10 protein-coding genes and 1 pseudogene are annotated in these 15,307 nt (G+C 43.0%); 4 read left to right on the forward strand and 7 right to left on the reverse strand.

Annotated features, from left to right (window positions below; genetic code table 11):
- Window positions 1-228 precede the first annotated feature (228 nt).
- The 6 genes from ilvA to ilvC form a co-directional block, all read right to left on the reverse strand.
- A complete protein-coding gene (gene ilvA, locus SJ2017_RS19310) occupies window positions 229-1,764 on the reverse strand; it encodes a threonine ammonia-lyase, biosynthetic (RefSeq protein ID WP_244899736.1) in 1,536 nt (511 codons plus the stop codon).
- 42 nt (window positions 1,765-1,806) lie between these two features.
- Window positions 1,807-3,663, reverse strand: coding sequence for a dihydroxy-acid dehydratase (gene ilvD, locus SJ2017_RS19315; RefSeq protein WP_080917005.1), 1,857 nt, complete (start codon window positions 3,661-3,663; stop codon window positions 1,807-1,809).
- A gap of 124 nt (window positions 3,664-3,787) precedes the next feature.
- Complete coding sequence (locus tag SJ2017_RS19320) at window positions 3,788-4,723, reverse strand: branched-chain amino acid transaminase (protein ID WP_055026147.1); 936 nt, start codon at window positions 4,721-4,723, stop codon at window positions 3,788-3,790.
- Window positions 4,724-4,758: 35 nt separating this feature from the next.
- On the reverse strand, window positions 4,759-5,025 hold the full coding sequence (gene ilvM, locus SJ2017_RS19325; RefSeq protein ID WP_080917007.1) for an acetolactate synthase 2 small subunit: 267 nt from the start codon (window positions 5,023-5,025) through the stop codon (window positions 4,759-4,761).
- On the reverse strand, window positions 5,022-6,710 hold the full coding sequence (ilvG, locus tag SJ2017_RS19330) for an acetolactate synthase 2 catalytic subunit (protein WP_080917008.1): 1,689 nt from the start codon (window positions 6,708-6,710) through the stop codon (window positions 5,022-5,024). Before ilvG ends, ilvM begins: the two co-directional genes overlap by 4 nt.
- A 593-nt stretch (window positions 6,711-7,303) precedes the next feature.
- Window positions 7,304-8,785, reverse strand: coding sequence for a ketol-acid reductoisomerase (gene ilvC / locus SJ2017_RS19335; RefSeq protein WP_055026150.1), 1,482 nt, complete (start codon window positions 8,783-8,785; stop codon window positions 7,304-7,306).
- A 201-nt stretch (window positions 8,786-8,986) separates the two neighbouring features.
- On the opposite strand from ilvC, the pseudogene ilvY reads away from it, so the two are divergent.
- A pseudogene (gene ilvY / locus SJ2017_RS19340) lies at window positions 8,987-9,859 on the forward strand (HTH-type transcriptional activator IlvY).
- A 37-nt stretch (window positions 9,860-9,896) separates the two neighbouring features.
- Here the strand turns inward: ilvY and SJ2017_RS19345 are convergent.
- The gene (locus SJ2017_RS19345) at window positions 9,897-10,907 is read right to left on the reverse strand and encodes a substrate-binding domain-containing protein (protein WP_080917010.1); all 1,011 of its coding nucleotides are present in this window, start codon (window positions 10,905-10,907) and stop codon (window positions 9,897-9,899) included.
- A gap of 368 nt (window positions 10,908-11,275) precedes the next feature.
- On the opposite strand from SJ2017_RS19345, the gene SJ2017_RS19350 reads away from it, so the two are divergent.
- From SJ2017_RS19350 to SJ2017_RS19360, 3 genes are all read left to right on the forward strand, one after another.
- The gene (locus tag SJ2017_RS19350) at window positions 11,276-12,523 is read left to right on the forward strand and encodes a YjgN family protein (RefSeq protein ID WP_080917011.1); all 1,248 of its coding nucleotides are present in this window, start codon (window positions 11,276-11,278) and stop codon (window positions 12,521-12,523) included.
- Window positions 12,524-12,551: 28 nt separating this feature from the next.
- Window positions 12,552-13,577, forward strand: a complete 1,026-nt coding sequence (locus SJ2017_RS19355) for a M48 family metallopeptidase (RefSeq protein WP_080917013.1) — start codon at window positions 12,552-12,554, stop codon at window positions 13,575-13,577.
- 139 nt (window positions 13,578-13,716) lie between these two features.
- Window positions 13,717-15,237, forward strand: a complete 1,521-nt coding sequence (locus tag SJ2017_RS19360; RefSeq protein WP_080917014.1) for a YifB family Mg chelatase-like AAA ATPase — start codon at window positions 13,717-13,719, stop codon at window positions 15,235-15,237.
- Window positions 15,238-15,307: the final 70 nt, after the last annotated feature.

Below are 15,307 nucleotides of genomic sequence, written 5' to 3' on the forward strand. Positions count from 1 at the left end.
GTCTCCTTGGCTCGAGGTCAGTTGTAATAGCTCAATGAAACCTACATTTTTTATTTTACTTAACGCCACCGAATATCATTTCGTTTGTGGCTATCTCGCCTCTTTGGGCAGAAATGACAATAACACAGACTATGTATTGAATCTGTATCCTATTGAAATTTATTAGCTTGAAATCGCCTTGTTATCTAAAAGGCTCCCTATGTAGGAAGCCTTTATTCGCGATTTAATTTAGTGACCAGAGTTCAAAAACAATTGATAAGCAGGGCTATCAGTTTCCTCTTGGTAAACAAAACCGAGCTCTGTTAAAAAACGAGCAAACGCCGCTTCGTCAGAAGATGGGACTTCAAACCCAGCTAGCACACGCCCAAATGCAGCGCCGTGGTTGCGATAATGGAATAAACTGATATTCCATTGGCTTTGTAAGGTGGTCAAAAACTTCAACAGTGCACCAGGGTGCTCAGGAAACTCAAAGCTAAATAGACGCTCATCTAATGGCTCTGGTGGTCTGCCACCAACCATATAACGCACATGCAGTTTGGCCGTTTCATCTTCTGATAAATCTTGCACCTGAAAGTCTTCCGACTCTAGGTTAGCAATAATCTCATCTAATTCAGCTTGACCTTGGCTTATACGAATGCCGGCAAATACCACCGCACTGTCACGACTGCTAAAGCGATAATTAAACTCGGTCATTGCACGTTTATTTAAAATTTGGCAAAAACGTAAAAAGCTCCCTGGTTTCTCAGGCACTTTAACCGCTAAAACAGCCTCTTTTTGCTCGCCTAATTCACAGCGTTCAGACACATAACGTAAGCTATGAAAGTTCACATTCGCACCACTTAAAATGGCGGCTACCCGCTCACCTTTACCAGCCTCTTTAGGGTGTAGTTGCAAGTATTTCTTTAATCCTGCAATAGACAATGCTCCAGCCGGTTCTGAAATTGCACGGGTATCTTCAAAAATATCTTTAACTGCGGCGCAGATTTCATCAGAGGTGACAGTAACAACATCATCAACATAATGTTTTGCGATTCTAAATGGCTCTTCACCGATACGTTTAACTGCAACTCCATCTGCAAATAGTCCAACTTGAGATAGAGACACTGGCTCGCCTGCATCTAACGCCGCTTTTAAGCAAGCGGCATCTTCTGGCTCAACACCAATAATCTTAACTTGTGGCATCACAGCTTTATAATAAGCAGCGATGCCAGCAATCAGTCCACCACCACCGACAGGAACAAACACGGTATCGATATCACGTTGCTGTTGTAGCATTTCTTGTGCAACAGTGCCTTGACCTGCAATGACATGTTCATCATCAAATGGGGCAATGTAAGTGCGCATTTCACGCTCAGCAAGTTGCTTTGCATGTTCGTTTGCTTGATCAAAACCTTCACCAAACAACACCACATTGCCACCAAGGCGCTTTACCGCATCAATTTTAATATCAGGCGTGGTACCTGGCATAACAATCACGGCATCAATACCACGGCTTGCCGCCGACATAGCCACACCTTGCGCATGATTACCAGCTGACGCACAAACCACCCCATTCTTACATTGCTCAGGAGTCAGTTGCGCCATACAGTTATACGCGCCACGTAGTTTAAAAGAGTGTACCGGCTGCATGCCTTCACGCTTTAAGTAAACTTGACACCCCAATCTGGCTGACAGTTTATTTAAGCTCGATAACGGCGTTACTTTGGCCACATCATAAACTGATGATAACAGCGTTTTTTGCAAATATTCTTGTGCTAAAGACATAGGCCTCATTCCATCAGTTTTAGGTTAACGCTCATGTTTACACTAGCCTTCTAGCTTACTGCGATCTCTTACCGCACCTTTATCAGCACTGGTTGCCAATAATGCATAAGCTTTGAGTGCTAATGACACATAACGCTCACGAGCTAGTGGTTTCCAAGCTTGTAGCCCTTTGGCTTCCATCGCTGCTTTACGCTGCGCTAATACATCATCAGATACCGCAAGTTTGATCGAGCGTGAAGGAATATCAATTTCTATTTGGTCGCCATTCTCAACCAAGGCAATGGTGCCACCCGCAGCAGCTTCAGGAGAAATATGACCAATAGACAATCCTGACGTCCCACCAGAGAATCGGCCATCAGTAATCAATGCACAGGCTTTACCTAAACCTCGAGATTTAAGGTATGTGGTTGGATACAGCATTTCTTGCATGCCTGGGCCACCTTTAGGACCTTCATAGCGGATAACAACCACATCACCAGCAACCACTTCGCCACCTAAAATGCCGTCAACAGCATCATCTTGGCTTTCATAAATACGTGCCGTCCCGACAAAAGTCAGGTTTTCTTCATCCACACCGGCCGTTTTAACAATACAGCCATTCTCAGCAACGTTGCCTGACAACACCGCTAAACCACCTTCTTGGCTAAAGGCATTTTCACGAGTACGAATACACCCTTCTTGACGGTCATCATCCACACTATCCCAATAACAGTCTTGGCTAAATGCAGTTTGTGTTGGAATGCCTGCTGGACCTGCACTATAAAAGCGGCGAATCGTTTCATCTTGAGTTTGGGCAATATCATACTTTGCTAGAACAGACTTTAAATCGCCATTATCAGCAGCAACATGTGGCACATCCGTATGCAGTAAGCCAGCTCTATCTAGCTCACCTAGAATGCCCATGACACCACCCGCACGATGCACATCTTCCATATGATATTTTGGTGTAGAAGGCGCAACCTTACATAAATGAGGCACAAGGCGTGACATTCTATCGATGTCGGCCATCGTAAAGTCCACTTCACCTTCTTGAGCCGCTGCAATCAAATGTAAAACGGTATTAGATGAACCGCCCATCGCAATATCGAGTGCCATAGCATTTTCAAATGATTTAAAAGACGCAATATTACGAGGTAATACGCTGTCATCATCGTCACGGTAATAACGTGTCGCAAGATCCATGATACGGCGACCCGCTTCTAAAAATAAATTACGACGAGCTGCATGCGTTGCTAAAAGAGAACCATTACCCGGTAAAGATAAGCCGAGGGCTTCGGTTAAACAATTCATCGAGTTAGCAGTAAACATACCTGAACATGAACCACATGTAGGACAAGCACTACGCTCAATTTGCTTACTGTCTTCATCACTGACATTGGTATCAGCACCTGCAACCATAGCATCAACTAAATCAAGCTTGATGATTTGATCTGAAAGCTTAGTTTTACCCGCTTCCATCGGGCCACCTGATACAAATATCACCGGGATATTCAATCTTAATGCCGCCATCAACATGCCAGGAGTGATTTTGTCACAGTTAGAAATACACACTAAGGCATCGGCGCAATGGGCATTCACCATGTATTCAACGCTGTCGGCAATCAACTCTCGGGACGGCAAACTATACAACATGCCGCCGTGACCCATTGCGATACCATCATCAACAGCAATAGTGTTAAATTCTTTAGCAATACCACCAGCCTCTTCAATCGCGCCAGCAACTAATTGCCCCATGTCTTTTAAATGCACATGACCTGGAACAAATTGGGTAAATGAATTCGAGATCGCAATAATCGGCTTACCGAAGTCTTTCTCTTTTACACCCGTCGCTCGCCAAAGTGCACGTGCGCCAGCCATGTTACGACCTTCGGTACTGGTTGCTGAACGTAGTTTAGGCATTGTCTTTTCCTTCCTGTGTCGCTTTACTGGGATGAAGCCATCAGTAAAACCTTAAAAATATTCATTATGAGTTATTGTTGTGTATATCAGTCTTATATTGACTGCTTAACGATGCTTAAATCGCTTAGTCTGATGCGACTAATGGCTCTAACCAGCCCCATTTATCTTCAGTTTCTCCGTTAAACAAACCAAAGAAAGACTGTTGAACTTGCTGGGTAACGGCACCACGCTTTCCTGAGCCAACTTCAATTCTATCGACACTTCTGACTGGAACAATTTCAGCCGCTGTTCCTGTCATGAAAATTTCATCTGCTACGTATAAAAACTCTCGTGCCATGGCTTCTTCAATAACCTCGTAGCCTAAGTCTCTTGCCAACACCATGATGGTGTCGCGGGTAATGCCTTTCAAAATAGCAGCGGTAGCCGGCGGGGTATAAATCTTATTATTTTTAACAACAAAAAGATTAGCCCCTGCACCTTCACTCACTAAGCCATTGGTATCGAGTGCGATACCTTCATCAAAGCCATTACGTTTAGCTTCTGTCGAAATTTGTAATGATGATAGGTAATTACCACCAGCTTTAGCGCCAGTCGGAATCGTATTTGGTGCTAAACGTTGCCATGAGGTAACGGCTACATCAACACCAGCATCCATACTATCAGCTCCTAGGTACGCTCCCCACTCAAATGCTGCTACCACTAATTCACATTGTGCATCGCTAGGCGGTGTTATCCCCATTCCGACATTTCCCATAAAGATAAGCGGACGAATGTAGGCACTTTGCAGATTATTCTTAAGGACTGAGTCACTGCACGCTTGCATGACTTGCTCAAAATCATATGGCACATTCATGCGATAAATTTTGGCTGAATCAAATAAACGCTGTACATGATCGGTTAACCGGAATCCTGCTGGGCCAAGGTGCGTATCGTAAATACGAATGCCTTCAAAGACAGACGTGCCGTAATGCATTGCGTGTGTCATCACGTGTACCGTAGCATTTTGCCAAGGCATGATTTCACCATTAAACCATATCAGTTCTGATTGAGTCGCAGCCATTTTCTTTCCCTTCTATCGAATATTGATGAAATGCATTAAGCAGTTGCGCAAGTAGAAGCCGTTTGAGGCTTAGATGGCATAACCACTTGGCAATTAATCACATCAAATAATTTACCTAATTGATGCGTTAATAATTCAATGACTCTGTCACTATTAACGGTAAAGTTAACCTTAAACTCACCCGATTCTGTGACTGTCATGTTCAGTTCACTGATTGTAAAACCACGATGACGAGTTACTCGTAATACTCGTTCTAACACTTCAGGTTGCGGCGATAGCAACAGCTCTATTGAATGCATCATGTTTGCTTCTCCATTTGGTCCATCATGTCACTATTGCACGCTCCTGGCGGCACTAAAGGCCAGACGTTAAATGCATCATCAATGGCTACGTGCAGCATAAAAGGTCCAGGTGCAGCAAGCATTTCATCGAGTGCAGCTTCTACTTCTTCTGCACGATGTATGGTGCGGCCCGGAATATCAAATGCCGATGCCATTAACACAAAATCAGGATTGTCAGATAAATCGGTTTCGCTGTATCGCTGTTCAAAAAACAATTGCTGCCATTGCTTCACCATGCCTAACTTTTGGTTATCGATAAGCAAAATTTTCACAGGTAACTTGCGGCGCTTAATGGTTGTCAGCTCTTGCACATTCATCATGAATGAGCCATCACCCGATACCGTCACGACTGTTGCATCTGGGCGAGCAACTTGTGCACCAATTGCTGCAGGCAAGCCAAATCCCATTGTGCCAAGACCAGCACTAGACAAGTGATCTTCTGGACGGCGGAACCACATATGCTGAGCTACCCACATTTGATGCTGACCGACATCACAGCTCACAACACTGTCTTCAGGTAATTTATTCGCTAAGCGGCGTAACATTGCTGGCGCATAGATTAAATCGCCAGGATGTTGATAATCCCATTGATGCTCACGATAAAGCTCTTCCACCTCTTGTTGCCACAGTGCTAACTCATGTGATTTAAGTTCAAGTGAGTTAGACAATGCGGGTAATACTTGACGAAAGTCAGCTGAAATAGCCACATCCGCTTGGCGTAATTTATTGATTTCAGCGATATCAATATCTAGATGCAACACCTTGGCGTTGCCTGCAAACGTAGCTAAACGTCCGGTAACACGGTCATCAAAGCGCGCACCGACCACTATCAATAAATCACAGTTTTGCACAGCGAGGTTAGCGGCTTTGCCGCCGTGCATACCTAACATACCCAAATAGCCTTTGGTGCCATGCTCAATCGCCCCCAAGCCCTTTAAGGTTGCAACCGAAGGTATGCCTGTTTCATTGATAAATTGACGCAAATGATCAACTGCGCCAGCCATACCTACACCACCACCAACATAAAGGATAGGTTTACTCGCTTGTTGTAATAGTGCTCGTGCTGCCTCGATATCGGTTAATGCCGGAGCTGGCTCTTCAACCACTGAAAGTAGAGGTGTTTTATATTCAAGCTCAGCGATTTGAATATCTTTTGGGATATCAACCAATACAGGGCCTGGACGACCAGATGCAGCGATTTCAAACGCTTTATAAAGTGTAGGAATTAATTCATTAATGTCTGTCACCATAAAGCTGTGTTTGGTGCATGACAGCGACATCCCGAGTACATCTATTTCTTGAAAAGCATCGGTACCAATTACAGCGGTAGAGACTTGCCCCGTTATCGCAACCACTGGGACCGAATCGAGTAAGGCGTCCGATAATGACGTTATCAAGTTCGTCGCACCAGGCCCTGATGTTGCAAAGCACACGCCTGTTTTGCCACTGGCTCTGGCATAGCCTACAGCCGCAAAGGCCGCGCCTTGTTCATGACGACTCAGTAAGTGCTCAACAGGATGACCATATAGCGCATCATAAATCGGCATGATTGCCCCACCAGGGTAACCAAAAATCGTCGTCACACCATGTGCCGCTAATACTTTGATAACGGCATCGGCGCCGCGCATTGTCTGTCCTGATTCCATATTGATAGTCTCGTATTTCATCTGCATTTACTGAGCTAAGGTCAGTGCGTCTGATAAATCGTTATTGCCACTTATTGGCTCTCATTTAACCTTGCTTATGTGAAACAAAATAAACCCTAGAAAACAAAAAACCCCCGGTCCTTTCGGAGCGGGGGTTTTGCAAATTCTGACGATTAACTCTGTCTCTTTGCCAAACGCCACCCCCGCGGTGACTTAATAATCACGACGGTAATAATCACAATAATGAGCTGGGCAGCTTGGTTAAACATGGTTAACTGATTCCTAAAAAATAATTGTTTATTTTTGTTGAGTCAGGCTCCATGCCGGACTTGTTTATAATTTATCCTCTATAGGAGTACCATAAAGTGATTTATAAACACAACAAAAAATCATGTGTTGTAAAAAAAATTCAGCTTCCCTGCCGAGACAATGCAAACAACAACAAAATCTAAAGCTATGATGATTAGGACATAATCCGTCTTTATCATCCTAATTTTCTATAGATTGTTTCTTCTACGCATTTAGCAAATGGTAGATAGATGCCTGCTCGATAGCTTAGCTGAACAGGTATTTCACAACACAATCAACAAATATTAGCTAGCTTCAACAATACCTTTCATGTCAGTCATGTAACCGCGTAACTCTGCACCAATGAACTCAACATCGGTATGACGAATCGCTTCATTTACTTCAATCAAACGCTTGTTATCAACACTGTTTGAGCCTTCTTTTAGACCAGCTCCTAACAATTCTGAAGACATGCCAGCTACATAGTCACGTAATAATGGCACTGCAGCATGGTTAAATAGGTAACAACCGTATTCAGCAGTATCAGAAATAACCACGTTCATTTCATATAAACGTTTACGTGCAATGGTGTTGGCAATAAGAGGCGTCTCATGGAGTGACTCATAGTAAGCCGACTCTTCGATAATGCCCGCAGCAACCATAGTATCGAACGCTAATTCAACACCTGCTTTGATCATAGCAACTAAGAAAATGCCTTTATCAAAGTAAGTTTGCTCGTCGATATACTCATCAGATGCCGGTGCATTTTCAAATGCTGTTTCGTTGGTTTCAGATCTCCAACGCAGTAAATTTGCATCGTCATTAGCCCAGTCTTCCATCATGGTGCGAGAAAACTCACCACTGATAATGTCATCCATGTGCTTTTCAAATAACGGCTTAAGAATCACTTTTAGTTCTTCGGCAACTTCAAACGCTTTCACTTTGGCAGGATTCGATAAACGATCCATCATGTTCGTGATGCCGCCATGTTTCAGCGCTTCAGTTACTGTTTCCCAACCTTGTTGGATTAACTTACCCGCGTAACCTGGCTCAACACCATCAGCAACCATTTTCTCGTAACCAAGGATTGCACCAGTCTGCAACATGCCACAAAGGATGGTTTGCTCGCCCATTAAGTCAGACTTAACTTCGGCAACAAATGAAGATAACAACACACCAGCTCTGTCGCCGCCTGTTGCACTTGCATATGCTTTAGCAATGGCAAGGCCATCACCTTTAGGATCATTCTCAGGGTGGACAGCAATCAATGTCGGTACACCAAAACCACGTTTGTATTCTTCACGAACTTCAGTACCAGGACACTTAGGCGCTACCATCACAACGGTGATATCAGAGCGAACCTGCATACCTTCTTCAACGATGTTAAAACCATGGGAATATGACAAGGTTGAACCTTGCTTCATTAATGGCATAACTGCGTTAACAACATTTGAATGCTGTTTATCTGGAGTTAGATTTAATACCAAATCAGCATCAGGAATAAGCTCTTCAAATGTACCGACTTTAAAGCCGTTATCAGTGGCTTGTTTCCAAGAAGCACGCTTTTCAGCAATCGCTTGTGGGCGAAGTGCAAATGAAATATTCAGTCCTGAGTCACGCATATTGAGACCTTGGTTCAGGCCCTGTGCCCCACAACCTAAAATCACAATGTTCCAATCTTTAATAAAATTACAACCGTCACTAAACTCATTACGGTCCATAAAGCGGCATTGAGCTAATTGAGCTAATTGTTGACGTAAATTCAGAGAGTTAAAATAGTTAGCCATCTGAGATACCACCTTTAATTCAGAAATTTGAGACACAACATTTTGGCAATCTCACGGCACAAAAGTTGTGATTGGGATCACTATAGCGTAAGCTGATCATTGCTTAAAATGATATATTCGGGATGCTATATTGCATTTTATGCAATACTAAAAATGATCCATTTCATACTGTTTTTTTACTCATTTATTTAAGGTTGATTCATGGATATTCGTGCGTTAAAACTATACGTACACCTATGTGATAGTCTGCATTTTGGTAAAACTGCAGAACAAACCCATGTGAGTCCATCTACGCTCAGTCGAGCGATGCAGCGATTAGAAGAAGAGGTGGGCTGCAAATTATTTGAACGAGATAACCGCAGTGTCAGTATGACCCATGCGGGAACTGAATTTAGGCGTTTTGCAGAACAAACCTTATCCGAATAGCTCAACCTGAAAGGTCGAATTGACCCGGACCAACCTCTACTGCACGGGCGGATCAATTTATATTGTTCAGTTACAGCAGCATACAGCCACCTTCCAGCCTTGTTAGATCGATTTAGACGTGAACATCCTATGGTAGAAATCACCCTTAATACAGGTGATGCAGCTAATGCTGTAGATGAAATTCAGCATAACCGCGCTGATATTGCCATCATCGCCTTACCTGATTCATTGCCGAGTAGTCTCCACTTTGCAGAAATTGATCAAGTGCCTTTGCATGTTTACGCTCCGACAATTAATTGCCAAGTACAGCAAATGGTTAATACCGTTCCCATTGATTGGGCAAAATTACCCTTCATTGTGCCGGATCATGGCCCTGGGCGACGCCGAGCTGACAACTGGTTTAAAGCAATGGGATTCAAACCTAATATTTATGCTCAAGTATCAGGTCAAGAAGCGATAACTTCTATGGTCGCGTTAGGGTGTGGTGTCAGTATCAGCCCAGAAGCTGTGGTTGAAAATAGTCCAGTAAGAGAACGACTGGTTAAATTAGATACACAGCAAAATATTGCCCCATTTCAGCTTGGCTGTTGTTGTAAACAAAAACGCACCCACGAACCCATTTTACATGCCTTTTTAGAGGTCATTTAATCACTCAGATTATTGATTTAGAGTTGAAGAAGCTGCGCTAATTGACACTGCATACCGCTTTGACTTCTTGCTCAAGAATTTGGTGCCATTGATTGTTAACAATCATACGAAATAAAGGGCATTCAAGTGTTAAGTGACGATAAAAATTATGTTCAAGGCATAGGTCAAATGTTTGTTTTTGCTGATGACGAGCAATATTTAGCCCCACCACACCTGCTAATAAAAATGAGCCTCCTCCTATCGCATTGACGTCACCATTTTTAAGTAACTCATATGACAAGACCGAAGGGTTAATCGCCAATACTTTAATATCTTCACCCGGTTTTCGGTGGGTTTCTTTTAAGGCTTTAACGACCCCAACTGCCATTTCATCATTGCCAATCCATAAGCCGTCTACCCCAGGAAAACGATTCAGCAATATATGCGTTTGTTCGTAGGCTTTATTGGCTTGCCAATCTGCATAAACGACCAGCTCCAATACGGTATTCAAATGCAGGTTAAAATACCCCTCCATTCCTTGTGTGCGTAGTAGCGATGTTTCCCTTACATCATCTCCCGCTACAGCCACCACATGTGCGGGGGTAGTCGTAAATAATTGAGTTAATGCTGCAGCAGACTCACGACCAATATGATAATTGTCTTCAATAACTGCAGGTAATAAGTACTTTTTCCAGTGGGGATCGTTCATTAACTGCAACCTAAGTGGCTGCTCAATATCATTAATCATAAAAATAATGTGAACGGGTTTTTGGTAAAAAGTATCAAGCACTTTTTTAGCAACATCTTTATCGTTAACCATGACAAGATAGTCCGGTAAAGATGCATGATTAGAAATTTCAACCGCCTGATTTAACATCAAATTACGGTCACGGTTTGAATGTAAAACCGTTAAATTAAAATCTTGATCTTGCGCTGTAACTTGCATGACATTATCAATATGGCGCCAAAATGAATCATCGGCTGCACCGGGATTTAAAAACACGACATTAGTACTCGCCAGCACTGAATTTGAAAGCATTAGTAACATAAAAATGAGCAAAGCTCGCATTGTGACATGTCCTTTTTCAACCAATACCTATCGCAGTTATCTGAATAAAGCATAGTCTAACGGCATACAACACAGCCTAACTGTATACAACATAGTCTATTTGAGTAGTGATTCGCCTCCGCAGACTGGAGCTTGAATGTCATTTAACTAAATTATGTCTGTAAAAATCACACCTTGCATGATTATGTGCTGTGAGAAAGCTTACTCACCGTTCAATATGCTACTGATAAAAACCAACCCGCCAAAACCGCTTATTGTGACTCAGTGTAATGCACAAAATAAAGCGACAAAAATATGATTAAAAATATTGATTTATATCACTTTTAACGTTTTAATAACCAGCTCAATTCCAACGGAAGGAAATCTAAATGAGTACCATAGACTCATCACAAGGCAGTACCGCCTCTACAGCTTCGACATCAACAATATCTTCAGACACATCAACAACCAGTACTCCATTTAAATTTCACGGTATTGGCGGTGAATTTTTTGGTATTTGGATAGTCAACGTTTTACTCACCATGGTGACATTCGGCATTTACTCAGCCTGGGCCAAAGTGAGAACCAATAATTACTTTTACGGAAATACTGAATTAGGCGGTGACAGATTCGAGTACCTTGCCAAGCCAATGCAAATCTTAATTGGCCGAATTATTGCCGTATTCTTATTGATTACATGGTCAGTGCTCAGTAGCACTATGCCTCCTGTCGCTGTCGCATTAGCCATCATATTCATGTTAGCAGTACCATTTCTAGCCGTTAGAAATGCCCGTTTTGATGCTCGTATGACACGTTTTCGCAATGTTAGATTTGATTTTGCTGGCTCTTATGGCGGTGCATATATCAATCTACTGCTAAAACCCATTGCGGCATATATTATTGTTGTCGCGGGTGGATTTGGTATTGGTGTTGTTACAAGATTAATGACAGATAACCCCATTGCTATCGGCATTGCAATTACCGCAGGCGTGGTATTTTTCTTTGTTGCTGCTATTTATTCTTACGCTTGGGTTAGCGCTGGAATGGCGCAATACTTAATCAATGGTTATCGCTATGGTGATAAGGCATTTAATGCCAAACTTGAAATCAATCAGTATGCCAAAATTGCCGTCACCGCCATTGGGTTATTCTTCGGTGCAGGCTTACTTTTTTCAGTTTTTGCATTTGCTTTTGGCATGATGGGGTCGATTGTTGAGCTAATTCAAAGTGGCGCCTCTGAAGAAGCATTTAAAAATAATGCTTCGTTGATAGGCATGGTGTTCTTCGGATACTTCTTCATGTTTATTCTATCAATGCTCATCGCAGCCTATGTTCAAGTCTGTGTTCGCAATTATGTCTTTAGCCAAACATCTATTAATGATGACTTACAAATGACATCGACAATGAAAACCTCAAGTTTCTTATTCTTAGTTGTCACTAATCTACTGCTTGTTATGTTCACCTTTGGCATGGGTAAAGCTTGGGCTGATGTCCGTTTTGCTAAGTACATGGCAGAAGTCACTGCAGTTGAAGGAAACTTAGATGCTTTCACAGCTCATGACCATAATGAGCAAAGTAGCACCGCTGTGGCAGATGAAGTGGCAGATGCCTTTGATATTAATATTGGCATAGTTTAGCAATGCCAAGGTTTGCTGGAATGAAGCTGTGATAGAACAAGTTAATGGGCATATTCTTGCCCCTAAACAAGCCACAAAATACCCAGCCACATTAGTGCTGGGTAAAAATGGAATGCTGACATTGTCCTCTGACGTTCACCGAGGGCAATTTCAACTAGACCAAACCACTGTTACAGATCCTATAGGTAATATGGCTCGTCATATCACGTTTTCCAGCGGACATGTTTTTGTTTCAACAGATCCTCAACAGCTTAATCAATGGCTCAACATTCATGCTAAAAAAAGCTGGATAGCCCAGCTAGAAAAAAACCTTGGACTGATTATTATTGCAACCTTGGTTTCACTAGCTGCGCTGTATTTTATTGTTGCGCATGGCATACCTGCAGCTTCTAAAACCATCGCCCACTTATTACCGGATGCCGTAGTGGAAGAAGTCGGTGAGCAAACGTTCAGCTTAGTGGAGTCCATGGGATTCACCGAAAGCCAAATCAAGCCACAAAGACAAATTGAACTGCAGCAGTTATTTCAGCAGACATTAGATAAACTGCATCAAGAGCAGATAGTATTTTCAATCCAACCTTCTTTGTTAATCTATAACAGCAAAGATGGTGCTAATGCTTTTGCACTCGCAGACGGTCAAATTATATTAACGGATGACATGATTAACCTCGCGAAAAACGACCAACAACTTGAAGCGGTTATTTTGCATGAGCTGGGTCATGTTCATCACAGGCATGTACTCACAACGTTAATACAATCATCAATCCTCTCTGTTGGAGCAGCGCTAATTGTCGGTGATGCCAGCGGGATCTCAGATATGCTTGTCAGTGTCACGGTATTAGGGACCAGCTTAACCTATTCTCGAAATCATGAACGAGAAGCCGACCAGTTTGCAGCATTGCAACTTCAAACTTGGTACAAAAATACCGACTCTATCGTCGAGCTATACCAGTTATTGCAAGCTGAGCATAATCTCGACATACCAGACTGGGCCAGTACTCACCCCGACATTGATGAACGCATCAAAACCTTACGCTCTGATTCTATTAAATAAATACTCATCCTAACCCACTTATTTTTGTTATAGGTGGGGTTTGGCTACAGCGATTTATTTACCTGCTACACTTAATGGGCTTAATAACCTCATTAAGTGTCATTAAATATCTGTAAACGAAAAACAAAAGGATTTGTTTATGGCGATTGCCTGCGTTGTCACACGTGCTTGCTGCGGCGTTGAAGCCCCTAAAGTCACAGTCGAAGTTCACCTAAGTAATGGATTACCTGCTTTTAATTTAGTCGGATTACCAGAAACCTCAGTAAAAGAAGCCCGTGAACGGGTTAGAAGTGCATTAATCAACGCCGGCTTTGAGTTTCCCATGCAGCGCATTACCGTTAATCTCGCTCCAGCCGACCTCCCCAAACAAGGAGGTCGATATGACTTGCCCATTGCAATCGGTATTTTAGCGGCTTCAGGCCAAGTGCCGTCGGATAAATTGGCTCACAGTGAATTTATTGGAGAGCTGGCGTTATCGGGAGAGGTTCGTCCATGTATTGGCATACTGCCAGCAATCATTGCAGCCAAAAACCAACAACATCAATTATTTATCCCTTTAGAAAACAGACGAGAAGCAGAGTTAGTCGGCTTTGAGCAAACTCACTTTGTTGCCCATTTACAGCACCTTGCCGCCTTTATGCATGGTCAAGCTCAACTACCACTTGTTGACCAGCAACCGCAATGGTTTGAAGATGAAGCAACAGGCCCGCAGTTATGCTTAAGCGAAGTCATAGGCCAATATCAGGCCAAGCAAGGGTTAGAAATCGCTGCAGCAGGTGGGCACAATACTTTATTTTTAGGCCCTCCCGGCACCGGCAAAAGTATGCTCGCTAACCGAATCATTCCGCTATTGCCCAAGCTCAGCTATGAAGAAGCTATTGATGTTGCCGCTATTCATTCTGTCGCAGGGTTAAACATCAAACCAAACGCTTTTCTTGAACGTCCCTTTAGAGCACCACACCACACATGCTCATCAATTTCATTAGTTGGCGGTGGCAGCATCCCAAAGCCAGGTGAGATATCACTAGCCCATAGAGGAATATTGTTTTTAGATGAAATAGCCGAGTTTCCACGTAAAGTATTAGATTGCCTACGTGAACCTATGGAGTCTGGCGAAGTCGTCATTTCTCGCGCAGCAGCAAAAGTAAAATTCTCGAGTCGTTTTCAACTGATTGCAGCCATGAACCCAAGCCCTTGTGGCGATGTAGATAATGCCCGCTCAACCCCCGACCAAATTCAGCGTTATCTATCTAAACTTTCAGGTCCATTTTTAGACCGTTTTGATTTAACAATCGAAGTCCCTAAACTGCCAGCAGGCACTCTCACCCAACCCCAGCAAACTGCTGAAAGCAGTGAAAGTATTGCCAAAAGGGTCAATCAAGCAAGACAGATACAGTTATCGCGCGCAGGTTTGCTTAACAGTGAACTGTCCCCTTCACTGTTAAAACAGCATTTAAACATGAACCAAGCTGACTTAGAGTTTTTAGACGCAAGTGTACAGCAGCTCGGTTTATCTGTGAGAAGCTTTCATCGGATCCAGCGGGTTGCTCGAACCATCGCAGACCTACAACAATCCAAAACAACTGAAAGACGCCATATTGCTCAAGCATTAGGATATCGAGCCATGGATAGGTTGATGCATCGATTGAGTCAGCAGTGAGTACGGACAATCATCATAGTAAGTCAATGATACAGACTGAACAGCGTGTAATTTTTGCGTAAAAATTGCG

It is taken from the genome of Shewanella japonica (genome assembly GCF_002075795.1).
Taxonomy (GTDB): Bacteria; Pseudomonadota; Gammaproteobacteria; order Enterobacterales; family Shewanellaceae; genus Shewanella; species Shewanella japonica.

Coding starts and splice junctions, on each gene's coding strand:
- ilvA (WP_244899736.1), bottom strand. CDS start 1,764: ATGTCTTTAGCACAAGAATATTTGCAAAAAACGCTGTTATCATCAGTT.
- SJ2017_RS19345 (WP_080917010.1), bottom strand. CDS start 10,907: ATGCGAGCTTTGCTCATTTTTATGTTACTAATGCTTTCAAATTCAGTG.
- ilvD (WP_080917005.1), bottom strand. CDS start 3,663: ATGCCTAAACTACGTTCAGCAACCAGTACCGAAGGTCGTAACATGGCT.
- SJ2017_RS19360 (WP_080917014.1), top strand. CDS start 13,717: ATGGCGATTGCCTGCGTTGTCACACGTGCTTGCTGCGGCGTTGAAGCC.
- SJ2017_RS19320 (WP_055026147.1), bottom strand. CDS start 4,723: ATGGCTGCGACTCAATCAGAACTGATATGGTTTAATGGTGAAATCATG.
- ilvG (WP_080917008.1), bottom strand. CDS start 6,710: ATGGAATCAGGACAGACAATGCGCGGCGCCGATGCCGTTATCAAAGTA.
- ilvC (WP_055026150.1), bottom strand. CDS start 8,785: ATGGCTAACTATTTTAACTCTCTGAATTTACGTCAACAATTAGCTCAA.
- ilvM (WP_080917007.1), bottom strand. CDS start 5,025: ATGATGCATTCAATAGAGCTGTTGCTATCGCCGCAACCTGAAGTGTTA.
- SJ2017_RS19350 (WP_080917011.1), top strand. CDS start 11,276: ATGAGTACCATAGACTCATCACAAGGCAGTACCGCCTCTACAGCTTCG.